The organism is Parvibium lacunae (assembly GCF_003335215.1).
GTDB lineage: Bacteria > Pseudomonadota > Gammaproteobacteria > Burkholderiales > Burkholderiaceae_D > Parvibium > Parvibium lacunae.
Window position 1 is genome coordinate 231,621 of the sequence record NZ_QPGB01000003.1, and the last position, 24,354, is coordinate 255,974.

The 24,354-nt window shown below is 50.7% G+C and carries 19 protein-coding genes; 14 read left to right on the forward strand and 5 right to left on the reverse strand.

Going from position 1 to position 24,354, the window contains the following annotated elements; genetic code table 11:
- Window positions 1-21: 21 nt before the first annotated feature.
- Window positions 22-615, reverse strand: a complete 594-nt coding sequence (locus DU000_RS08755) for a 5-formyltetrahydrofolate cyclo-ligase (protein ID WP_158529670.1) — start codon at window positions 613-615, stop codon at window positions 22-24.
- Between the two features lie 71 nt (window positions 616-686).
- Between DU000_RS08755 and DU000_RS08760 the strand changes: the two genes are divergently transcribed.
- From DU000_RS08760 to DU000_RS08800, 9 genes are all read left to right on the forward strand, one after another.
- Window positions 687-2,801, forward strand: coding sequence for a lytic transglycosylase domain-containing protein (locus DU000_RS08760; RefSeq protein ID WP_114403008.1), 2,115 nt, complete (start codon window positions 687-689; stop codon window positions 2,799-2,801).
- A 279-nt stretch (window positions 2,802-3,080) separates the two neighbouring features.
- On the forward strand, window positions 3,081-5,672 hold the full coding sequence (locus tag DU000_RS08765; RefSeq protein ID WP_114403009.1) for a CHASE2 domain-containing serine/threonine-protein kinase: 2,592 nt from the start codon (window positions 3,081-3,083) through the stop codon (window positions 5,670-5,672).
- A 25-nt stretch (window positions 5,673-5,697) separates the two neighbouring features.
- Entirely contained in the window at window positions 5,698-6,519 is an 822-nt protein-coding gene (locus DU000_RS08770) for a Stp1/IreP family PP2C-type Ser/Thr phosphatase (protein WP_338049460.1), read from the forward strand.
- A 21-nt stretch (window positions 6,520-6,540) separates the two neighbouring features.
- Window positions 6,541-7,260 (forward strand): FHA domain-containing protein, encoded by a 720-nt coding sequence (locus tag DU000_RS08775; RefSeq protein ID WP_114403010.1) that lies wholly within the window; start codon window positions 6,541-6,543, stop codon window positions 7,258-7,260.
- A 42-nt stretch (window positions 7,261-7,302) separates the two neighbouring features.
- Window positions 7,303-9,591 (forward strand): CHASE2 domain-containing protein, encoded by a 2,289-nt coding sequence (locus DU000_RS08780; protein WP_114403011.1) that lies wholly within the window; start codon window positions 7,303-7,305, stop codon window positions 9,589-9,591.
- Window positions 9,592-9,601: 10 nt separating this feature from the next.
- Window positions 9,602-10,423 carry an MBL fold metallo-hydrolase gene (locus DU000_RS08785; protein WP_114403012.1) on the forward strand — a complete coding sequence of 274 codons (822 nt, stop codon included), beginning with the start codon at window positions 9,602-9,604 and terminating at the stop codon, window positions 10,421-10,423.
- A 10-nt stretch (window positions 10,424-10,433) separates the two neighbouring features.
- Window positions 10,434-11,543 carry a cyclic nucleotide-binding domain-containing protein gene (locus DU000_RS08790; protein ID WP_114403013.1) on the forward strand — a complete coding sequence of 370 codons (1,110 nt, stop codon included), beginning with the start codon at window positions 10,434-10,436 and terminating at the stop codon, window positions 11,541-11,543.
- A 25-nt stretch (window positions 11,544-11,568) separates the two neighbouring features.
- The gene (locus tag DU000_RS08795; RefSeq protein ID WP_205074047.1) at window positions 11,569-13,905 is read left to right on the forward strand and encodes a GspE/PulE family protein; all 2,337 of its coding nucleotides are present in this window, start codon (window positions 11,569-11,571) and stop codon (window positions 13,903-13,905) included.
- 13 nt (window positions 13,906-13,918) lie between these two features.
- The gene (locus DU000_RS08800; protein WP_114403014.1) at window positions 13,919-14,518 is read left to right on the forward strand and encodes a hypothetical protein; all 600 of its coding nucleotides are present in this window, start codon (window positions 13,919-13,921) and stop codon (window positions 14,516-14,518) included.
- 132 nt (window positions 14,519-14,650) lie between these two features.
- On the opposite strand, the gene proB is transcribed toward DU000_RS08800, so the two are convergent.
- From proB to rplU, 4 genes are all read right to left on the reverse strand, one after another.
- Window positions 14,651-15,769: a glutamate 5-kinase gene (gene proB / locus DU000_RS08805; protein ID WP_114403015.1), complete on the reverse strand. Its 1,119-nt coding sequence runs from the start codon at window positions 15,767-15,769 to the stop codon at window positions 14,651-14,653.
- Window positions 15,766-16,890 (reverse strand): GTPase ObgE, encoded by a 1,125-nt coding sequence (gene obgE, locus DU000_RS08810; protein ID WP_114403016.1) that lies wholly within the window; start codon window positions 16,888-16,890, stop codon window positions 15,766-15,768. The genes proB and obgE overlap by 4 nt, the downstream gene beginning before the upstream one ends.
- A gap of 163 nt (window positions 16,891-17,053) precedes the next feature.
- Window positions 17,054-17,311, reverse strand: coding sequence for a 50S ribosomal protein L27 (rpmA, locus tag DU000_RS08815; RefSeq protein ID WP_114403017.1), 258 nt, complete (start codon window positions 17,309-17,311; stop codon window positions 17,054-17,056).
- A gap of 48 nt (window positions 17,312-17,359) precedes the next feature.
- Window positions 17,360-17,671 carry a 50S ribosomal protein L21 gene (rplU, locus tag DU000_RS08820; protein WP_114403097.1) on the reverse strand — a complete coding sequence of 104 codons (312 nt, stop codon included), beginning with the start codon at window positions 17,669-17,671 and terminating at the stop codon, window positions 17,360-17,362.
- A 375-nt stretch (window positions 17,672-18,046) separates the two neighbouring features.
- Here rplU and DU000_RS08825 point away from each other — a divergent pair, with 375 nt between their 5' ends.
- The 5 genes from DU000_RS08825 (at window position 18,047) to DU000_RS08845 (ending at window position 24,352) form a co-directional block, all read left to right on the forward strand.
- Complete coding sequence (locus tag DU000_RS08825) at window positions 18,047-18,997, forward strand: polyprenyl synthetase family protein (RefSeq protein ID WP_114403018.1); 951 nt, start codon at window positions 18,047-18,049, stop codon at window positions 18,995-18,997.
- Window positions 18,998-19,100: 103 nt separating this feature from the next.
- Entirely contained in the window at window positions 19,101-20,396 is a 1,296-nt protein-coding gene (locus DU000_RS08830) for an HlyC/CorC family transporter (RefSeq protein ID WP_114403019.1), read from the forward strand.
- Window positions 20,397-20,504: 108 nt separating this feature from the next.
- Window positions 20,505-22,247, forward strand: coding sequence for a type IV-A pilus assembly ATPase PilB (pilB, locus tag DU000_RS08835; protein WP_114403020.1), 1,743 nt, complete (start codon window positions 20,505-20,507; stop codon window positions 22,245-22,247).
- 13 nt (window positions 22,248-22,260) lie between these two features.
- Window positions 22,261-23,481, forward strand: a complete 1,221-nt coding sequence (locus DU000_RS08840; protein ID WP_114403021.1) for a type II secretion system F family protein — start codon at window positions 22,261-22,263, stop codon at window positions 23,479-23,481.
- Complete coding sequence (locus tag DU000_RS08845; RefSeq protein WP_205074048.1) at window positions 23,474-24,352, forward strand: prepilin peptidase; 879 nt, start codon at window positions 23,474-23,476, stop codon at window positions 24,350-24,352. Before DU000_RS08840 ends, DU000_RS08845 begins: the two co-directional genes overlap by 8 nt.
- Window positions 24,353-24,354: the final 2 nt, after the last annotated feature.

The following is a 24,354-nucleotide window of genomic DNA, read 5'->3' on the forward strand; positions in this document are numbered from 1 at the left end:
GATTAAGGCCGTGATATGCCTTTAGTCAAGCTTAGCAATGTCATCTGACTTATGCCACCCATCCTGGGTACAGATGAGCTGCAGTGGTAGATCATGTTGCTCGACCGGTAAGTGGGCTAATTCACATCGGCTGTCTGCAACGCCTACCGTGGTACACCGGGCGGCATACGCCGCCAATGTACGGTCATAAAACCCACCCCCATATCCAAGTCGATAGCCTATCTTTGTAAACCCAACACAGGGAATAAGTAGTGCCGCTGGTTGCACGTAGTGCGCCGCCGCTGGAATGGGGAGGCCATACGCATCGGCCACCATAGGCTGACCCGCAGCCCAAGCTCGAAAACGCAAAGGTTTACCCGTCTCCGCTTCAGGCAAGGCAAGCAGATGGCCCTGGGCCCACCAACGTTGATACAAGGGGTGCAAATCAACCTCATGCTTCAGCGGCCAGTAGACGCCGAGCCATGGTTTTTCTTGCGGTAACCCGATGGTTGAGGCGGCTGCCTGATACCAAGCGTCAAGCGCCGATTGAATGTGCAGGTCGCGTGCGACCACACTCGCCGCAGAAAATGCGGCTCGCTGTTGTAACAGTTGTCGGCGTAGCGTCGCTTTATCCATTGCAGCGTCTATACTCAAAACAGAATTGGTATATTCTGCCATCATAGTCAATCAATCATGCATGCAATCTCATGAATCTCTGTTTTTCACCCATGTTTTCTAGACTCTTCCACCTGGTTACCCGTTTTTGGTATGGCCTGCGCGTAACCACGGTTTTCGTGCTGTGCGCTTTCATGGTGAACAATACAGCGATTGCCAAAGCCAGTGACAGTCAAAAATCGCCAAGTCGCGCACAGCCGCAAAATGACTCTTTTGATGACCTTATTTTGAATGCACGTGATGCCGTGCGGCTTGGTGATAGCAAAAAACTCCAAGCCAGTCTCAGCCGCTGGCGACAACTTGATGGGCCGCAATCCCAGTACGTGTTAAATGACTACCTGGGCTACTGGGAATGGCGACAAAAATTGGTAGATGCGCGCCAAAATCCGCTGGGCTTGGATCAATCGGCATTACGCCAATGGCTTGCCGCCCGCCCAGGGCAACTGGTGAGTGATCTACTGCGCCGTGATTGGCTACAGCAATTAGCCCGCCAAGGACAATGGGAGCGCTTTCGGGAACTGTACCCGGCTTGGGTGCTACGGGATGAGCGTGACTTGCTGTGCTATGAACAAGTCAGCCAACTTGAAAACCGGCAGAGTAGCGATTTCCGCCCAGCAGACTGGCGGCTACAAACCCGGCAATTGCTGCTACAAACCGCCCAAAGTAAAGAGTTCCCCGAAGGCTGCCAGGAGCTGCTGTCTCAAGCTATCCAACAGCAACTTTTTAGTCTGCACGATGGACTAGAACTGTTGCGCCTATTATTTGCCAATAATCGGGGGGGGGCCGCATTACGCCTGGGGCAACAGCTGCAAGCGCAGTTAGCCCTCGGTCAGAGCAATATCAGCTTAGCCTATGAAAGGCCACTGGAATTACTGCGCCAACTGCCAGCCGAGCGGCTGAAACAACAACCTGCTCATCAAGAATTAGCCGTACTCGCCATCGTTCGCCTCACCCGCGAACAAGTGGACGAGGCGGCGCAGCAGCTCACCCTATTGGCCCCAGCCCTTAGCGCGCGGCAACAGGGCTATCTGTGGGGGCAAATCGGCATGGCCGGTGCTAAGCGCCTGCATGAGCAAGCCATCGATTGGATGGAAAAAGCCGATGCCAGTCAACTCAATGCAGAAATTTTGGAATGGAAAGTACGGGCGGCACTACGCGCACAGCGCTGGGATATCGTGCAGCGGGCGATTGAGAATATGGACGAGCCCCAGCGCCGCGACCCCACCTGGATCTACTGGTTGGGACGAGCCTATCAGGCTCAAGGGCAAGCAGTGCAAGCCGAGCAGCAGTTTCGCGTGATTAGCCCGCAGTTTGGGTTCTACAGCAAACTCGCTCAGGAAGAGTTAGGCTTAAAAATTGTGTTGCCCCCTGTGGCGACCGCGCCCAGCGAAACAGAGCGGCAATTTGCGCAACAACACCCAGGCCTGAAACGTGCGCTCAAGTTCTATGCGCTGGGCTTACGCTTCGAGGGCAATCGTGAGTGGAATTTTGCGCTTAGGGGCCTAAGCGATCGACAGTTACTGGCGGTCGCTGACTATGCAAAACAATTGCAGATCTATGATCGAGCCATCAATACCGCAGAGCGCACCCAGCAAGAGCATGATTTTAATTTACGGTTTTTGACGCCCTACCGCCAAGAGCTGGCACTAGCGGCACAGCGGGCTGGGGTTGATGAGCCTTTTGTCTATGGACTGATTCGTCAGGAATCCCGCTTTATTACCGATGCGAAATCTCAGGTTGGGGCCAGCGGTTTGATGCAATTGATGCCTGCCACCGCAAAATACGTTGCCCGTAAAATTGGGTGGCATGATTTTCATGGTCAGGAAGTCAATGACGTGGGCACCAATCTTACGCTTGGCACACGCTATCTGCGCATGGTGCTCGACAGCTTGGATCAATCGCCTGTGCTGGCAACCGCCGCTTACAACGCGGGCCCAGGCCGACCAAGAGCATGGCGCGCGCGCGCGCATTATGGCAAAGCGATAGAAGGGGCGATTTTTGCGGAAACCATTCCTTTCACTGAGACTCGTGATTATGTGAAAAAAGTGCTATCGAACACCGTCTATTACGCGGCTCAATTTGAAGGCCGCGCCCAATCGCTCAAAACACGTTTAGGTGTGATTCAGCCCACCACCCCGCAGCCCTAGCGTGGGCGATGGTAGTCAGGGATAGGCGATGCTGCGATTTACGCCACCCTGACTGCCAATTTCATCACAGGCTTTGCAAACGAAGCTGATTAGAATCAGCTTTGTCATTTAGCCGCGCCACTGAGCACGAGACAGCCTGCTGTCGTTGCAAAAAAACCAGCAAGTTCAGTAAATAATCATCAAAACATGAAAATTTATTGCTGGCATTCGGTTTGATCGGTAAGGTATTTTTGCGCTGGCACTATTCAACTCTCACTCTTCGTACAGGAAATCCGCCATATGGCTCGCACTTCGCGCTCCACCTTGCCCAGTTCTGCAGCAAAAACTGCCAAGACCCAAAAACCCTTTTGGCAAAAAGATTGGGCCTTGGGCGTGCTCATTTTGCTGGCCTTACTGGTGATGGATCGCAGCAGCACCTTATTGGCAGGGCTTGAGCGTGCCGCGTATGACTGGGGGGTTCAACTCAACCAAAAAACGCCAAACGATAAAATCGCGATCATTGCTATTGATGATGCGAGTATCGACAAAATCGGTCGCTGGCCTTGGTCGCGCGATATTCATGCCGAGTTACTAACCCTATTACAGAGCGCCAAGCCAAAATTAATTGGGCATACGACTTTTTTCTTTGAGCCTCAACAAGACCCAGGGCTGGCTTATATCCGAAAAATTCACCCCCTTGCGACTAAGCTTGCGGAGACCGAGCCAGTCCCCGCTGACCTACAGGCACTGCTGGGGTTAGTGCAAGAAGCGCAAACTAAACTCGATACCGATAAAGCCTTGACCAATAGCCTACAAACCGCAGGGAATGTGGTTTTGCCGCTCAGTTTTACACTCGGTGAACCACTCGGAAAACCCAATGAGTTACCCCCACCAGCGGTCAGTCGTTTTAGTTTCACGACCCCGCAGCAGTCGAATGAGCCGAGTATCAGGGCTGTTCCCGCCAGTGCGATGCAATTCCCGCTCACAGCGCTTGCCGAGCAAGCCGTTGGCCTGGGGCATTTAAGTTTTAATTTAGAGGTGGATGGTGCCGCGCGGACTGATGCATTGTTAATTCAATACTACGAGCAGTTCTACCCCTCGTTTGCCCTGCAGATCGCGATGCGGAGTTTGAATTTACAACTGGCAGATATGCAGGTTATTTGGGGGGAAGCGATTCGCCTTGGCAAGCTAAGCATTCCCACTGACAGTGAGATGCAGATGCGCCCTCACTTTTATCAAGATAGCAAAAATAGGGCCGCGTTCAGCAAAGACTCGTTTTTTGATGTGCTGAGTGGCAAGATCCCATTAAGCAAATACACCGACAAGATCATCTTGATCGGCCCAACCGCAACCGGCCTCGGTAGCAGCATGCCGACGCCAACCAACCCAGCGATGGCCCCAGTCGAAATCTTGGCACACCAAGTATCGAGCCTCTTATCAGGGCACTTTTACATCGTGCCTTTTTGGATATCACTGGTAGAACTGCTCATTATCAGTCTCACCACACTTTACTTGGTTATTTTGTTACCCCGACTCTCTGCCAAGGCAGGGGCAATGGTCACCGCCGTTATTGCGCTCAGTTTCTTGGTAAGCCATTTCTCAGTCATGTTAGTCGCTGGGATTTGGATCAAGTTGATGTTCCCATTGGTCTTGCTACTGTGTGGCCACCTCGCGCTAACAACCAAACATTTCCTGCAAACTGAAGCGGGTAAAGTCAAAGCTGATGCTGAGTCAGCGGAAAGCAACCGCATGCTGGCGCTGGCCTTCCAGGGGCAAGGTCAATTAGATATGGCTTGGGATAAATTCCGCAAATGTCCTTTGGACCAAAGTTTGTTGGATAACCTCTATAACTTGGCACTCGACTTTGAACGCAAACGCCAATTCAATAAGGCGCAAGCGGTGTATGAATACATGGCAGCATTTAATCCGAATTTCCGCGATTTATCGCAGCGGCTCAACCGCGCTAAGGACATGGCAGAAACGGTCATTTTAGGTGGTGGTAACACCCGCAGCCAGCAAGGTACCTTAGTCAATCAGGCAGGTGGAGTCGAGAAACCCATGCTGGGTCGCTACCAGGTTGAAAAAGAGCTGGGTAAAGGTGCAATGGGGGTGGTTTATCAAGGCCGTGATCCGAAAATCGGCCGTATCGTTGCAATCAAAACACTGGCGTTAGCGCAAGAATTTGAAGAGGATGAACTGGCTGAGGTGAAAACTCGCTTTTTTCGGGAAGCAGAAACGGCCGGGCGTCTCAATCACCCCAACATTGTTACCATTTACGATGCAGGCGAAGAGCATGATCTTTGTTACATCGCCATGGAATTATTGCGCGGAAAAGATCTGGTTCCGCACACTAAGCCTGGGCAGTTATTGCCGACCAAACTCGTCCTCACCATGATTGCACGGGTTGCACAGGCGCTCTCTTATGCGCACAAACAGCAAATTGTTCACCGTGATATCAAACCCGCGAACCTAATGTTTGACCAAACAGATGAAATTATTAAAGTGACCGACTTTGGGATTGCGCGTATTACCGACTCCAGTAAAACCAAAACTGGGATGGTGCTCGGCACCCCGTCCTACATGTCGCCAGAACAGCTCTCTGGGCAGAAAATTGATGGTCGCTCGGATTTATACTCATTAACGGTGACCTTATATCAATTATTATGCGGTAAGCTTCCGTTTGTTGGGGAATCGATGGCGCAGCTCATGTTCAAAATCGCGAATGATCCTGCCCCTGACATTCGTGATGTGCGTCCTGACCTTGCGGACTGCATCTGGGCAATCTTGGAAAAAGGGATGGCAAAAAATCGGCAGGCGCGCTACCAAGATGGGGAAGAAATGGCCGCCGAGTTACTTGCTTGTGCCGAACGCTTAGAAATAGTTGGCCAATAAAATTGGGCATGATCCAGATACGATAATGATGCGCTTAAATGTTGACCTTGATATCGCCTATGCGACGGATTCCGGGAAACTGCGTCCGCACAATGAAGATTCCGTCGCCATCTCGACCGAATATGGCCTAGCTATTCTTGCTGATGGCATGGGCGGTTATAACGCCGGTGAAGTGGCGAGCGGGATGGCGACTGCGGTCCTTAAGAATGACCTGGAAGCGGATCTTGCGCGGTGGCATAAGGAGCTTTACCGTGGCCGAGGTGAAAAACTAACGGCGCTATTGCAGGCACGGATCGCGCGCGCTAATAGTGCAATCTACCAAGCTTCGCAGAGCCAACCCCAGTACGCGGGCATGGGAACGACCCTAGTCATGGGAATATTTCGTGGCGAAACTGTCACGCTTGCGCATATTGGTGATTCCCGCGCATACCGTCTACGGGGTGAAGTCTGGCAACAATTAACCCGTGATCATTCGCTACTGCAGGAACAACTGGATGCTGGGCTGATTACACCAGAGCAAGCGCGTCAATCGCATAATAAAAATTTGGTCACACGCGCACTGGGGATCGACTCTGCAGTGATTCCAGACATCCAGCAAATGCAAACGGAAGCGGGTGATATCTACCTGTTCTGTTCTGATGGTTTATCTGACATGGTTCCAGAAGAAGTCATTATTGAAACCATACAAGGGTTAGGCATGAATCTGGCCGCAACCGCACAGCAACTGGTGCAGGCAGCAAATGATTACGGTGGGCGCGATAATGTTTCTGTTGTCTTAGTGAAGATTCAACCGCACAGCACCGCGTCATTCAATTTATTTTCTCGTTTCTTTAATTGGCTCAAATAATTGGTGAGTAAGGGGACTACGATGGCAAAAATCATTCTCTCTTTAGATGGCATGACACTCAAAGATATTCCCCTGACGAAAGAGCGGACAACAATCGGACGCCGGCCGCACAATGATCTGGTGATTGATAATCTTGCAGTCAGCGGGGAACATGCGGTGATCGTACAGGTCATGAACGATGCCATCTTGGAAGATCTGGGTAGCACCAATGGCACGATTGTGAATGGTCAATCGATTAAAAAGCATTTCTTGCAGCATCAGGACCTGATCGAGCTCGGCAAGTATCAACTTACGTTTATTGCTGACACGAAGCCTGCCCAGGAAACGGCAGACTATGAGAAAACCATGGTCATTCGTCCTGGTGCCATGCCCACTTATGAGCCTACCACTGCGGCAGTAGCGGCTGCCGCCAGCAGCAACCCACAGACAACGGCAGCAGCAGCCCCTAACGTATCCGTTAGCCCCGCTCTAACCGCTACCCGACCAGCCGCAGTACAACTCCTAAACGGGGCGAATGCAGGCAAAGAACTGGATCTAGTCAAAGCACTGACAACGATAGGACGGCCCGGCATACAGGTCGCGGTTCTCACCAAGCGGCCGCAAGGTTACTTTTTAACGCCAGTCGAAGGACCACACCCCACCATCAATGGTGTGGCAATTGGCGCAGAACCGCAGATCTTGAATGACCATGATGTGATTGAGCTATCGGGTATCAAGCTTGAGTTTTATTTCAAAGCCTGATTCTAGCTCTCTGGCCTAGTCGCGTTACCGGGAATACGTCCTATGCGTCTGTCACGCAAATTTCAGGCTCCACTACTGCGTCTGACCCTTAATCTCTTGGTCTTGCTATTTTTCTTATTGCAAGCAGCGGAGATTGTCCCCGCGCCCTTTATTCAGCGTTTAGATAATTTTTTATATGATGCCCGCTTGCTGGCTACCATGCCGCGCACCCGTGACGAGCGCGTGGTCATTCTCGACATCGATGAAAAGAGCCTCGCCGAGCAAGGGCAGTGGCCCTGGCGTCGAGATAAGCTGGCGCAGATCGTGGATACGCTTTTTGATCACTATCAAATTCGCGCGCTTGGATTTGATATGGTTTTTGCTGAACGGGATGAAAAGTCAACCGCTGTGATGCTGGAAACCCTGGCGCTCGGCCCACTAAAAGAAGACCCGAGCTTTCAGCAACAGATTCCTCATCTCAAACAAACCCTCGACAGTGATCAACGTTTCGCCAAAGCGCTACAAAATCGCCCGATCGCACTTGGCTATGTTCTTAATCAATCGATTGCTGGAGAAACCGTTACCGTTGGTCAGCTACCTGCTCCATTATTTGAAGCAGCACTTTTACAAACAAGACAGGTGGCATATAGCCGTTGGGAAGGTTATACCGCTAATTTACCCATATTGCAAAGCGCCGCCGCTGGGGCAGGATTCTTCAACCCGTTTATCGAAGAAAATGCCGGTGGGGTCTTACGTGGACTGCCTTTAATCAGTGAGTACCAAGGGCAATTTTATGAAACCTTGGCCCTGGCAATCGTCCGCCAAGCCCTGGGAAATCCCCCCGTCAAATTGGTTTTCAGTGATACCAGCCCATTACCTGGGTTTATGGCAAAACGCGCCAAAGGGTTAGAAGCGATCGCGCTCCCTCTCGCGAATGATCAAACGATCATGATTCCTACCAGTCGGGGCATTATGGTTAACGTGCCCTTCCGAGGGCCAGGGGGGCCAGCCGCTAACAGCTATGCCTATTACTCGCTCACTGATGTCTTGCAGCAACGGGTATCACCGACCCAACTACGCGGCAAAATTGTGTTGATTGGGACCACTGCGGCAGGCCTCAAGGATTTGCGAAACACCCCTGTTGGCGCGGAATATCCGGGGGTAGAAATGCATGCCAACACAATCAGCGGTATTTTAGACGGCACCATCGTACAGCGGCCTGATTTTGCGCCTGGGTATGTTGTCTTTATTGTGCTCATTTTTGGCAGTTTATTGATTTTTTTATTCAGCCGGGTGGGGCCATTGGGGTCGATGGCGCTCGCAGCATTGGCCATATTAAGCGTAGTTGGCCTGGATTTATGGTGGTATCAACAGCAACGGATTGTGATGCCATTAGCAGCCCCTTTACTGATGATCATTACCTTATTTATGCTCGATATGGCCTATGGTTATTTTATCGAGTCACGCAGCAAACGTGACATGATTGGCAAATTTGGGGAATATGTTGCCCCTGAATTAGTCGAGGAAATGGCACGCGACCCCGCGGCCTACAACATGGAAGGCGAAGACCGTGAAATGAGCGTGATGTTTGCGGATGTACGCGACTTCACCACCATTGCTGAATCGTTGCGCCCCCAAATCTTGCGTGAGTTTATCAATCAATATTTGACAACGATGACTGTGATAATTCGCACGCAGCATCGCGGCACTTTAGATAAATATATCGGTGATGCGATTATGGCTTTTTGGGGTGCCCCAATTGCCGACCCTGAACATGCAGAACAGGCGGTAGAGGCAGCCCTCGCGATGCAACAAGCAACGCGTCAATTGAATCAGGAATTCAGTCAACGTGGCTGGCCAACATTAAAAATCGGGATTGGGGTCAACACTGGGCTGATGCGTGTGGGCGATATGGGCTCTTCAATTCGTCGCGCTTACACGGTCATGGGTGATAGCGTCAATCTGGCCTCACGCCTCGAGGGCATAACGAAAACATATGGGGTTGGCATTGCCGTTGGCGAGGCCACAAAACAAGCTGCACCCCATTTTGTATATCGCGAGCTGGATCGTGTGCGCGCGAAAGGCAAACTGGAAGCTGTGTCAATTTATGAGCCTATCGGTCATGAGGGTGAAGTCTCGGCCGAATTGATCGAGGAGATCAAACTGTGGCACCAAACATTAAAGCTTTATCGCGCCCAGGAATGGGATCGTGCAGAAATTCAACTCTTAAATTTGCAAGCCAAGTCAACTGATACGATTCTCTATGCCCACTATCTCAAACAAATCAAGTGGTGGCGGCACAACCCGCCGCCGGCCGACTGGGATGGCGTTACCAATTTCGAGACCAAGTAGTACCACTTCTATGGCTAGTACTCACTCTCCTCGCCGTCGTGCCCATACTCGCCATACAGCTCAAACCCAAATTCAAGTATTGGGATGCAGTGGTGGTATTGGTGGGCCGCATTTACGGACAACGGCTTTGCTGGTGGATCATGATGTGTTGATTGATGCCGGGACGGGGGTGGGTGATTTAAGTCTGGGTGAGTTAAGCCTTATCGACCATATTTTTCTGACGCACTGCCATCTTGACCATGTCGTATCAATTCCGCTAATGGTCGATAGTGTCGGTAGCATGCGGACCCGCCCCCTCACCGTTCACGCTTTGCCCGCGACCATTGAGGTGTTGAAACAGCATCTGTTTAATTGGTCGATATGGCCCGATTTCACGCAGATCCCCAGCCCAACTAATCCTTATCTGATTTTTGAACCGCTCGAAATCGGGGATGAAATTACCCTGAATCAACGGACTTTCACCGTACTACCTGCGGTACATACCGTGCCAGCTTGTGGGTATGCCGTCCGCAATACCACCAGTGCGCTGGTTTTTAGCGGAGACACGGGGCCGAATCCGGCACTCTGGCCCATCCTCAATCAAATGCCTGATCTACGTTATCTATTGATTGAAACGGCTTTTTGTAACCGTGAAAAAGCGCTCGCAACGCTCTCTCAACATTTGTGTCCTCAACTCCTTGCGCAAGAACTCGCGCAGTTAACCCAGCCAGTCCGTGTTTTCATCAGCCACCTTAAACCTGGCGAAGTGGAATTAACGATGGAAGAGGTGTTGCATGATGCTCAAGCATGGGCTCCGCAAATGCTACAGAACGGTATGATTTTCACCTTATAGGGATTTAACTATGTCACAGAACACAGCTGGCCCAGCCAACCATGTATCGCTATCGTTGCCAGAGGTGGGCTTGGATAGCCGTTTTCTCATGGAGTTTGAGCCCCTCAATAAGCTCTCATCACCACGTCTGAAAGAGCTGGCGCGCTTCTGTTTCAGTGAAACAATCTCTGCGGGGAATGACCCTTTTCGTCTGCACAAAGATGGACAGCAATCAACCTTTTTGCTGAAGGGCGAGTTGCAGGTATGGCTGGCAGATGGCAGCCAGGAAATCCTTAGGGCTGGCGAAGGACGCAGTCGACACCCTCTAGATCGCACCAGTAATGTTAAGCGGGCGCTGGCATTAAGCGATATTGAAGTCGTTCGAGTCGATGATGACTTGCTCGATTTATTGATGACCTGGGACATGCTAAACCCGAGTCATACCATCCCAGCCGAAGGGAATGCCACGCCGGCCCCTGCCCATTTACAATCTGGGATTTTCACGGTTCCCCAATTGCAGCAAAGCGGTATTTTTGCGACTTTGCCGAGCGCCAATATTGATCGTTTACTACAAAAATTTGAATCGATTGAGGTAGCAAAGGGGGAAGCCGTCATCCGCCAAGGGGATATCGGGGATTATTATTATGTGATTGAACGCGGGCGCGCTCAAGTAACCCGCTATATTGGCAATACGCAGATACAACTCGCTGAACTAGGCCCGGGTGATGCGTTTGGGGAGGAAGCATTGGTCTCGGGGGCCCGACGTAACGCTACGGTTAGTATGCTATCCGATACCGTTCTGCATCGATTAAATAAAACCGACTTTAATGAGCTGTTGCGAGCTCCCCTACTCAATGAAGTCAATTATCCGGCTGCACAACAATTAGTCCAGGATGGCGCTTGCTGGTTAGACGTGCGTTTCCCTTCTGAATATCAGTTCGATCGGCTACCCGATGCGAAGAATATGCCACTGGGCGAATTGCGTCATGTGTTTCACGCGCTTGACCCTAAACAAACTTATATTGTGTACTGCCAAAGTGGGCGTCGCTCTGCTGCTGCTGCATTCCTACTAACCCAGCGTGGTTTTCGTGCCTATGTGTTAAAAGGTGGGTTGTGGGAAATGCATGCACTCCAGCGTTGAACATTAATAACCCCGAGAGATCAACATGATGCCCGCCCTCAATCTAGAAACCTTGTTTCAGAAACGCTTAGACAGTGTTAAGCAGCGTATTCGAGCGACCCGTCATGCTGATGACGTCATGCTTGAAATCAGTGCCGATATTTGCCGGCTCTTTAACGCTGATCGCTTAACGCTCTATATCCAAGATGAGGGACCATCGATTGTCTCGCGCGTTAAAACAGGTCTGAATGCCTTCAAAGATTTGCGCTTACCCATCAATGATCAATCAATCGCGGGTTATGTTGCCCATCATCGCCGCTTAGTAAACATTCGCGATGTTTATGACAGTGCGGAACTACAGCGATACTCTCCCAATATGCATTTTTTACGTGAGGTTGATAGACGCACGGGCTACCGGACGCGGGAGATGCTCGTTGCGCCAATCCTAGACTCAAACAATGCGGTTCTCGGTGTGATCCAACTCATCAATAACCGCTCTGGCGAAGCATTTGGGGAGATGGAAGAAAAAGGCATCACTCAGATCGCAGAAACCTTAACGCAAACACTGGCAACAACCCCCCAGGTCACCAGTAAAATTTTAAATAAATACGATGCCTTGATCAAAATGCAGGTGCTCGATGCAAAAACCTTGCAAGCCGCCAGCCAAGAGGCGCGCGTGGAGGGGACCAATATCGAAATTATCCTCACTGAAAATTATGGTGTCACCCGAGCGCAACTCGGGCAAGCACTCTCGCTGTTTTTTGATACTCCTTATGAACCCTATCGCAGTGAGCGCCGCGTACCCGAGGTAGCACTGCGTAAGCTGAGACGAGAATTTCTGGAAAGTACGGAGTGGCTACCCCTTAGCATTGAAGGGGAAAGTCTGACCGTGATGACCTTAGACCCCGAGCGTCTACAATCTGCCCGCACGGTTGATAATATCTTTCAGGGTTACCAAATTCGCTATTTGGTCACCACTGCGGTGGATTTTCAAGCAACGCTAGATCACTACTTCGGCCAATCCAAACCCAGTAATGAGTTATCAAACTTACTCTCCAATCTCGGTGAGGATAGCGACTATGGGACTGACCATGATACGCATGTTGAAGAATTAGATGCAGCAACAGATAATGAGTTAGTCAAATTCGTGAATAAAGTGATTATGGATGCCTACCAAATGGGGGCGTCTGATATTCACATCGAACCCTATCCCGGTAAAAACAATACCGAAATCCGTTTCCGCCGCGATGGGGGTTTGCTGAACTATGCCGAGGTTCCGTATCACGTGCGGGCGCCGATGGTGACGCGCCTGAAGATCATGGCGGATCTGGATATTTCAGAAAAACGTAAACCCCAAGATGGCAAAATCAAATTCAAAAAATATGGCGGTTTAGATATTGAGTTGCGGATTGCCACCATCCCCTCGGCAGGTGGCGTAGAAGATATTGTGATGCGGATTCTCGCTGCAGGCGAACCGATTCCGCTCGAGCAGCTCGGCCTCACTACTCACAACCGAGAACGCTTGGTCGATGTGGTCAGCAAGCCCTATGGTTTATTCTTTGTGTGCGGCCCGACTGGCTCAGGCAAAACTACGACGCTGCATTCCATTCTCGGCCATCTCAACACACCCGAAACCAAAATCTGGACGGCAGAAGACCCCGTAGAAATTACCCAAAAAGGCTTGCGCCAAGTACAAGTAAACCGCAAAGCTGGTTTGGATTTCGCCACCGTCATGCGCGCTTTTTTGCGGGCGGACCCTGACATTATCATGGTCGGTGAAATGCGCGATGCTGAAACCACCTCCATCGGCATTGAAGCGTCTCTCACCGGTCACCTCGTGTTCGCCACGCTTCATACGAATAGCGCCCCCGAATCTATTACGCGTCTACTCGACATGGGGATGGATCCGTTTAACTTTGGTGATGCCTTGCTCGGCGTGCTGGCGCAGCGCTTGGCTAAACGCCTTTGCTCAAAGTGTAAAGAAGCCTATCAACCCACCCCTGATGACATCAAAGCCTTCATCAGCGAATATGCGGATGAACTCCGCCATACCCCAGCCTGGCAAAAAGACCCGAATGGCGAAGCCAAACGTTTATATGAGCGTTGGGTGAAGGAGTATGGCACGGATGGCAAGCTCACCCTCTACCGCGCTAAGGGTTGCAGTCACTGCAACGATACCGGCTACCGTGGTCGTGTGGGTTTGCATGAATTGATGACGGCCACCCCGGCACTGAAAAAACTGATTCAAGAACGCGCCCGCGTGGCTGAAATGTTTAGCACCGCCGTCGCCGAGGGCATGAGCACCCTGAAAATGGATGGCATGGAAAAAATCTTGATGGGTCTGACCGACCTTAAGCAAGTACGAGCAGTGTGTATTAAATAAGATTGGAAAGTCAATGAAAAGAATATTCTCATTACTTATTACCATCGCTTTATCAGGCTGTGCTTTGGTTTCTTATCCACCGTATACTTTCTATCAAGGTACCCCCAAAAAGATTGATGAGCTATCAACGATTAAGGTGTACCGTAGCTTTGGTGGTCCAGCCGTCTATCTTCATTCCGTCAATTCAAAACATGTTTTTGATTTCCCAGCAATGAAAGGCTATCCTAAAGATCAAATTGAAGCCAATAGATTAGAGCCCAAAATTATTCATCTAGAGCCTGGGAACCACGTCATCAAGGCAGGATTTGTTTATGGTGATACCCCCAATAAATTTGGTACAGTGGCTTCTTTATCTCTCATTGGTGTCGCCCGTGTCAGCCTAGTTACCCTCAATCATATTGAGGAATTATCTTTTCAGACACTGCCTGGAAAAATTTATCAGATCAATTTCAATTGGGATGAGAAAAGAGGTATTGATGGCATCTCCTTATACATTAATGAATGCGATCAAACAGAAAAGATATGCACTCTACTTCCAAGCAAGGTGTTATCTAAAGAATCCAAGCTTTTGCCTGGTTTACCAAATCCACAGCAATTAATGAAAAAGGATTAAGCGTGCACCATCTGAGCATTGAAAACTGGTTCAAGTGCAGGCTGTATCGCCGATAAATGCAAACCCTGAAATGGATGGCATCGAATATCTCAGTGGACCTCACTGATTTGAAACAAGTAAGTGAGGTATACATTAAATAACAATCAAATCATCCCGATGAATCAATTCAGATTCATTGCAGTGGCCGAGAATAGCTTCAATCTCATTTGAGGCTTTTCGCAGAATCAAGCGGGTTTCGCTGCTGCTGTAATTGATGAGTCCACGGGCGATTTCTTGGCCGTCGGCATCCACGCACGCCACCACTTCGCCCCGGACAAACTCGCCCGCTACCGCAATCACCCCAATCGGCAATAAGCTCTTACCCCCTTCGCGCAAGGCTTTACCCGCACCTGCATCCACCGTAACGCGGCCTTTGACTTGCAGATGTCCCGCCAACCATTGTTTCCGGGCCGTGAGTGGCGCGGTTTGGGCGAGGAGCTGGGTGCCAATGGCTTCTCCCTGCGCGAGGCGCACGAGAACATCTGGCTCACGCCCCGAAGCGATAATGGTATGCGCCCCACCGAGGGCAGCGCGTTTCGCGGCCAGAATTTTGGTGAGCATGCCGCCTTTGCCGATATTCGTACCTGCACCACCGGCAATCGTTTCAAGCCAAGGATCACCGGCCTTGGCTTCTTGAACCAATGTCGCACTGGGGTCTTTACGCGGATCCGCCGTATAGACGCCGGGTTGGTCCGTGAGGATCACCAGCGCATCGGCTTCAACCAAATTCGCCACGAGCGCACCGAGGGTGTCGTTATCTCCAAATTTAATCTCGTCCGTTACCACCGTATCGTTTTCATTGATGATTGGAACCACACCCAAACTCATGAGGGTCCGCAGGGTAGAACGGGCATTCAGGTAACGCTCACGATCGGCCAGATCGGCATGCGTTAGTAAAATTTGCGCGGTTTGAATGCCATGCTGACGAAAACTGCTTTCGTAGATTTGCGCCAAACCCATTTGCCCGACCGCGGCCGCGGCTTGTAGCTCATGCGTTTCATGCGGACGGGTTTTCCAGCCGAGGCGCAACATGCCTTCGGCAATGGCGCCACTGGATACCAGTAGCACCTCTTGGCCTTGCTCACGCAATTTGGCAATTTGCGCGGCCCAGTGTGCAATCGCTTGCGCATCTAAACCCTGACCCGCGTTGGTGACCAGGCTGCTGCCAACTTTGGCAACCAAACGCTTCGCACTATACAGGACGGACTTCATGTCAAGTCCTCCGTGTCATCGTCTGTGTGCTGTTCCGCTGACGATGCGGGCGTTTTAGATGAAGCAGACTGTGCTGCTAATTCAGCTTCCAATGCCGCGTCTTCAGCTGCACGAACGGCATCAATATGTTCTTGAATTGCAAATACCAGTTCACGGCAACCGGTACCAACCAGCCCAGAAATCTGATGGATATGCCCCGTCCAACCGAAGCGCTTCACAAAATCGGCGACGCGTTCGGCACGCTCGTCTTCAGGCACCATATCAAGCTTGTTGAGTACGAGCCAGCGCGGTTTGTGGAAGAGGTCTTCATCGTACTTACGAAGCTCCCCCACAATCGCTTGCGCTTCGGCGACTGGATCGGTCTGCGGATCGAAGGGCGCTAAGTCAACAATATGCAAGAGCAAGCGCGTCCGCGCCAAGTGGCGCAAAAATTGGTGGCCCAGGCCAGCTCCCTCGGCAGCCCCCTCAATCAGTCCTGGAATATCGGCAATCACAAAACTTTTTTCGGGCGACACGCGCACCACACCGAGATTAGGATGCAATGTCGTAAAGGGGTAATCGGCCACTTTGGGCCGCGCATTCGATACCGCCGCAATATAGGTGGATTTGCCAGCATTCGGCATACCTAATAGGCCCACATCGGCCAGCACTTTCAGTTCTAAACGCAAGTTTTTGCGCTCACCCGGGGTGCCGGGCGTGCATTGGCGGGGCGCGCGGTTGGTACTGGATTTAAAGTGCAGGTTACCTAAACCGCCCTCGCCGCCCTTGGCCAGCACCACGACTTGCTCATGGCGCGTCAGGTCGGCAATGAGTTCGTCCGTATCCGCATCGTAAATCACCGTTCCAACGGGCATGCGCAAAGTAATGTCATCCGCGCCCGCGCCATAACAATCGGAACCCCGTCCGGCCTCGCCATTTTTGGCCAAGTGTTTACGAGCAAAACGGTAATCGACAAGGGTATTGATATTGCGGTCCGCAATCGCGAGCACGCTACCGCCCCGACCGCCGTCACCGCCATCTGGGCCACCCTTGGGCATGAATTTTTCGCGACGAAAACTGGCCACCCCATTGCCCCCATTGCCGGCAATGACTTCAATACGTGCTTCGTCAATAAATTTCATGGTGATTTTCTCGTCGCAAAAACTCAGCGGTATCGTTGATGAGCGGCGCTGGGTAGTCCAGCGAGACGATCAACGTCTTTAATGGAAAAAGGCTTCGCACCTGCGAAGCCTTGAGTGTAAAACAAAGCAAGCGGTCAATTGACCAGCTTGTGTGCTTGTTTACTTATGCTGCCACGACGCTCACGGTGGAACGCTTCAATGGGCCAGTGATGCTGAACTTGACAACACCATCTGTTGTAGCAAATAGGGTGTGATCTTTACCCATACCCACATTATCGCCAGCGTGGAATTTAGTGCCGCGTTGACGAACAATGATACTGCCTGCATTGATTTGCTGACCACCGTAAACTTTTACACCCAGTCGTTTGGCTTCCGAGTCACGACCGTTTCGCGTAGAGCCGCCGCCTTTTTTCTGTGCCATTTCCTATGCTCCTAAACTGAAAGAGGGGATCTTGATTTCACCAAACAATTATCCATTGATTGCTTCAATGCGAAGCTCGGTGTAATTTTGGCGATGGCCTTGGCGCTTTTGATAGTGCTTGCGGCGACGCATTTTAAAAATCTTCACTTTATCGTGACGGCCTTGTGATACTACGGTAGCCTTGATAGACGCACCGGCAACCAAAGGCGCACCAACTTTCAGTTGTTCGCCTTGCCCAACGGCAAGAATTTGGTCCAGCGTGACTTCTTGGCCAACGTCCGCAGATATCTGTTCTACTTTAATCTTTTCGCCAGCGACAACTTTGTATTGTTTGCCGCCAGTTTTTACGATCGCGTACATTGTTAAACCTCTGTAAATAAGTAAAAAGTGATCCCGTTTCATTTGACTCTGCCAACCAACAACGGCCATCGAGAGAACGGGCAAAGGATTAATCTTCGAGCACTGATATTGCTAGCCCAGACTAAAACCAGAACTTAGTATTATAAGAAAATAGCCGGACACTGTCAAACCTGACCTAGTCAATCCCTTCGGTGGAAGCAAGCGAGTAAAGAACAACAGGCTATAATAGGCGACATTTGATACTTGATAAGAGCATGCCCAAGCCTAACTGGCGGGGGGCTCCTTCAACTTGACTTAATTTCAGTGAACGCGCCTAACTCTGATTCCTTTACCGCTCCCTCTGCGACGGCTATTTTTGCAGCAATTGCACCCGACATGGCGGCGGTTGACGAGGTCATACGTAAGCGCCTACTCTCGGAAATACCTTTAATTAGCCAAGTTGGCGATTATATTATCAGCGCGGGGGGGAAGCGTTTACGCCCTGCCTTACTGCTATTGCTGGCACAGGCACTCGGCTACCAGCCAGCCCAAGAACAGCACGACACACCCAAATTACATACACTTGCGGCGGTAATCGAGTTTATTCATACTGCAACGCTGCTGCATGATGATGTGGTCGATGAATCCGCCCTACGTCGCGGCCGAGCAACCGCAAATGCCTTATTTGGTAATGCTGCCTCCGTTCTAGTTGGCGACTTCCTTTACTCACGTGCCTTCCAAATGATGGTGGCGTGTGACGACATGGCAGTCATGCGAATCTTGGCCGATGCTACTAATACAATTGCAGAAGGTGAGGTTTTACAGCTCCTGAACTGCAATGACCCTGATGTAACAGAGGCGCGTTATTTTCAAGTTATCCGCTTCAAAACAGCGCGGTTATTTGAGGCTGCTGCTGAAATTGCTGGCATCTTGAATGGCCTCCCCATAGATCAGATTGCGCAATGTGCCGAGTTTGGGCGCCGAATCGGCACAGCATTCCAACTCATTGATGACGTCTTGGATTACTCAGGCGCAGTGGAACAAATCGGTAAAAATGTTGGAGACGATTTGCGCGAAGGAAAGCCCACGCTGCCACTCATTTATCTTTTGCAACACGGTGAGCCAGCGCTAGTGAACCTAGTTCGTAGCGCCATTCTAAACGGTGGCAGCAGTGAGTTTGACACCATTCTCAGCGCAGTGCAGCGCAGCGGCGCGCTGGCCTACACCCAGGCAGCGGCGACAGATGAAATCCGCTTGGCGCGAACTTGGCTCGACAGCTTGCCAGCCAGCCCTTGGCAGAGTAGCCTGCAATCACTCTGTGATTATTCACTAGCACGCCTCAGTTAGCCCTAACCCTGACGTGAGCAGGACAGCTCGCGGATAAGCATAGAACCTTTATTGTTGACATAGCCCTAGTCAGTTAGCGTATCCCAACACCGAAACGATCATCATGGAAAATCTCCCTCTCTGGGCACAAATCAGTATTTTGGTTTTTCTTTTGATATTTTCTGGCTTTTTTTCGATTGCAGAAACCAGCCTGATGGCGCTGAATCGCTATCGACTCAAACATTTGGTGAAGCAAGGCTCGCGTGCGGCCAAAGTAACAGCAGGTCTGCTGGAACAAACTGACCGGTTACTAGGAACCGTCTTATTGGGCAATAACTTGCTCAATACAGCCGCAACCACCCTAATCACTGCACTCACCATTGCGATTTATGGCAATGATGAAATCGCCCTGACCATTGCCACCGCGGTAATTGCGTTCGCAATTATTGTCTTCAGTGAAATCACCCCGAAAGTGATAGGCGCGCGTTTCCCAGAAAAAATCGCGCTGCCGGCCAGTTATCTGCTCGTACCGATTCTTAAATTACTCTATCCGGCATTTTGGTTCGTCAATTTATTTGTCGGTCGCCTGCTACAACTCCTTCGTCTAAAGCCTGCGCAAGAAACACAGCAATCCCTCAGCATGGAAGAGTTACGGACAGTCGTCCTCGAATCCAGCGCCTTCATTCCCAAAAAACATCACAGCATTCTGGTGAATTTATTTGAATTAGAGCAAATTGCGGTCGATGATGTGATGACCCCACGCGCACAAATCGAGGGGCTCAATATTGGTGCGAACACCCATGAAGGCATGCAAAGTGTGCGCGATCAACTGGCAACTTGCTATCACAATAAGCTACCCGTGTTTGAGGAAGACATTCATAACACCATCGGGATTCTCCATGTCCGGCGCTTACTTGGCCAGCTGGCAGACCCTGATTTTGATTTGACTGGGCTGCGTGAACTACTCAGTGATCCGTACTACATTCCATCAGGCACCCCCCTGTTTCAACAACTTCAATATTTCCAGGAAAACAAGCAGCGCCTGGGTCTGGTAGTGGATGAGTATGGCGAAGTCCTCGGTTTGATTACCTTAGAGGATATTTTGGAACAAATTATTGGTGAGTTTACAACCAGTATGCCCACCAGCCAACATGCAGAGACCATGTGGGATAGCACCGATAGCGTGATTGTCGAAGGCAGCATTCCCTTGCGGGAGCTCAATCGTCGTCTTCACCTGAATTTAGCGCTCAATGGACCGAAAACCTTGAATGGCTTGATTCTTGAATGGTTACAAGAAATTCCAGAGCATGGTGTCAGCTTCAAGCTAGGGGACCACGTGATTGAAATCCTGCAAGTGCAGCAAAATGCCGTGAAAACCGCGCGAATAGCAAAGCTGAAAGCACGCCATTTGGCGAACTGAACTGTTGGTAAAAGCGCGTTCGATAGCGCTAGAACAGCGAACTAACTTTACAAGGCACAAGCTGGAATGCATTATTCACTCTTGTCTTGCTCTTATTCTTTCTAAGTTATGGCTGTCTCTCCTTCTGCCGCCAGTCAAGCACCCGCTAGCACCTTGGTTCTGTCCGGATTAGCCCGTGCGCTCGTGCAAGGTAATGCACTGCGGGCGGATCTTGCGGATGATTTATTCAAAAAGGCGAATGCGAATAAAAGCGCCTTCATTGATGAATTACTTAGCAATGGCGCACTCAGTCCCCGCCAAGTCGCCCGTTTTTGTGCCGATACCTTTGGCTACGCTTTACTGGACTTATCTGCCGTTAGCATTGAAGCGCTCCCGAGTGGGATACTCGACAGCAAATTATCAAAAAATCTGCGCGCAGTCGCATTGAACAAGCGGGGTAACCGACTCGCCGTTGGAGTCTCTGACCCGACTAATCAGCAGATTAGTGAGCAAATCAAATTTCAGACTCAATTGGCTGTGGATCTCGTCGTGGTCGAACACGACAAATTACTACAACTCATCGGCACCCTCACCCAAAGCACCGAAGGCTCCCTTAATACACTGATTGGCGATGATTTCGACCTTGGAGACCTAGAAGAGCAAACGCAACACGATACTGCCGCCCTCGATCAAGATGCCGATGTTGATGACGCACCCGTCGTCAAGTTTTTGCAAAAGATCCTGTTCGATGCTATCAATCAAGGTGCCTCAGATTTACATTTTGAGCCTTATGAAAAGTTTTACCGGATTCGATTCCGTGTAGACGGGCAGCTGCGGGAAGTCGCTCAACCACCCTTAGCAATTAAGGAAAAACTGGCCTCCCGCATCAAAGTCATCTCTCGCATGGATATTGCTGAAAAACGCATCCCACAAGATGGTCGAATGAAATTGGCCGTATCTGCCACCCGCGCGATTGATTTTCGGGTCAGTAGCTTACCCACATTGTTTGGTGAAAAAATCGTGATGCGGATTCTTGATCCGTCTAGTGCCAAGTTAGGTATTGATGCGCTTGGCTATGATCCTGAACAAAAAACCGTGCTGATGGAGACCATACAGCGTCCCTATGGCATGGTCTTAGTGACTGGGCCGACGGGTAGCGGTAAAACCGTCTCGCTCTACACCTGTTTGAATATCTTGAATCAACCTGGCGTGAATATTTCGACTGCAGAGGACCCGGCAGAGATTAACTTACCCGGCATTAATCAGGTCAACGTAAATGATAAGGCGGGTTTAACTTTCGCGGCAGCGCTCAAGTCTTTTCTGCGTCAGGATCCAGATGTCATCATGGTGGGGGAGATACGCGATCTCGAAACCGCTGACATTTCAATCAAAGCAGCACAAACCGGTCACATGGTCTTTTCTACGCTGCATACCAACGATGCGCCCAGTACAATTACGCGCCTAATGAATATGGGGGTCGCCCCTTTCAATATCGCTTCTAGTATTTTATTGATTACCGCGCAGCGTCTGGCTCGACGGCTATGTAGCTGTAAACAACCCCTGCCTATGTCAGACACAGCCTTGCTTGAAGCGGGATTCCGCGAAGAAGACTTAGACGGGAGCTGGACACCCTATAAGCCAGTTGGTTGTGAACGTTGTGGGGGCAGTGGCTACAAAGGGCGGGTCGGGATCTATCAAGTAATGCCGATTACCGAAACCATGCAAAAAATCATTTTGAATCAGGGAAATGCCATACAGATTGCCGAGCAAGCTGAAAAGGATGGGGTCAACAGCTTGCGTCGGGCTGGCCTGATGAAAGTCAAACAAGGCTTGACGTCAATTGAAGAAGTGCTTGGCTGCACCAATGAATAACTAGGAGGAAACCATGGCCACCAAAGCAGAAAAGGACGTCAAACAATATTTGTTTGCGTGGGAAGGTAAAGACCGCTCTGGCAAGCAAGTGAAAGGGGAGGTTCGCTCTACCGGTACGAGCGCCGTCTCTGCAACCTTGCGGCGGCAAGGGATTCTCGTTACCAAAGTCAAAAAGCTGACCAAAAGCGGGGGTAAAAAAATTACCGATAAAGACATTACCGTCTTTTCTCGTCAGCTAGCAACAATGATCAAGTCTGGCGTTCCACTGCTACAAGCGTTTGATATTGTAGCCAAGGGCCATGCCAATCCTTCGGTGGGTAAATTGCTGAATGACATTCGTAATGACGTTGAAACCGGAACATCACTCAGCGCGGCCTTTCGAAAATATCCGCTTTACTTCGACCAACTCTTTTGCAATTTGGTGGCAGCCGGTGAGCAAGCAGGTATTCTAGATCAACTGATGGATCGCATCGCCCAACAAAAAGAAAAAACCCAAGCAGTGAAGAAAAAAATCAAAGGGGCCTTGATGTATCCCACAGCTGTGTTGGTCGTCGCTTTTATCGTGACCGCCGTGATTATGCTGTTCGTCGTCCCGGCCTTTAAGAAAGTATTCGAAAGCTTCGGTGCAGACTTACCCGCGCCAACCCTCTTTGTGATGGCTATTTCTGATTTCTTTGTTGACTATTGGTATCTTGTTTTCGGCAGTATCTTCTTTGCGTTCTATTTCTTTATACAAGCGCTGAGGCGCTCGACTGCACTACAGGCAAAAATGGACCGGCTGCTACTGAATATTCCAGTTTTTGGTGATCTGGTTCGCAAAGGCGTCATTGCCCGCTGGACACGAACCATGTCAACGATGTTTGCAGCAGGGGTACCACTGGTAGAAGCCCTTGATTCGGTGGGGGGGGCGTCAGGCAATGCCGTTTATGCGGAAGCAACCCGGCAAATTCAGAGTGAAGTCAGCACCGGAACGAGCTTAACAGTCGCCATGCAGCAAACCAATGTCTTTCCGCCGATGGTGACACAAATGACGGCAATTGGTGAAGAATCTGGGGCGCTGGATGGCATGCTATCCCGCGTGGCTGACTTTTATGAAGAAGAAGTGGATGAAATGGTTAAGTCGCTGTCGAGCCTCATGGAGCCAATTATCATGGTTGTGCTGGGGGTCATCATTGGTGGCTTGATTGTTGCGATGTACTTACCGATCTTCAAATTGGGAGCGGTCGTTGGCTGATCTTTTTGCGGTGTTGTCATCCTATCCACTCCTCGCGTATGGGGTAGTGGTCTTATTCAGTCTGCTAATAGGCAGTTTTCTGAATGTAGTCATCTACCGTCTCCCCGTCATGATGCAGCAAGCCTGGGCCCGTGACTGCGCGGAACTGCGCGGCGAGCCGAGCCCAGACACCCCTCCTTTCAATCTCGCGGTTCCTCGCTCGCGCTGTGGGACCTGCGGGCACATGATTGGTGCCTGGGAAAACATTCCTATCGTGAGCTTTTTGTGGCTACGGGGCCGCTGTCGTGCCTGCAAAACGCCATTAAGTTGGCGCTATCCTGCGATCGAGCTGATCAGTGCCTTACTCGCGTTGGCTTGCTTGCACATTTTTGGTCTGAGCTGGCAAGCCTTGTTCGCCAGCGTTTTTGCTTGGGTCTTACTGGTTTTGGCTTGCATTGATTTCGATACGCAACTACTGCCAGACAGTCTGACTCTCCCTCTTCTGTGGCTCGGTCTATTGTTCAACGCTGGGCTCGCAACCATCGGGTTTTGCTCGCTTCAAGCAGCGGTGTATGGCGCGGCGATTGGCTATCTCAGCCTGTGGTCTGTGTATTGGGTATTTAAACTCGTCACCGGCAAAGAAGGAATGGGCTATGGCGATTTCAAACTGCTGGCGGCGCTGGGGGCTTGGTTTGGCTGGCAAGCACTTCCCGCGATCATTTTGCTTTCGTCGATCAGTGGCGCAATTATCGGCTCACTCTGGCTGCTATTGCACCGACAGGGGCGTGATCACCCAATCCCCTTTGGGCCTTTTCTAGCGTGTGCAGGTCTATTGCAACTGTTTTTTGGGCCAACACTGCAGTACATTCTAAGTGTTTTCTCGCCTGTCTGAGA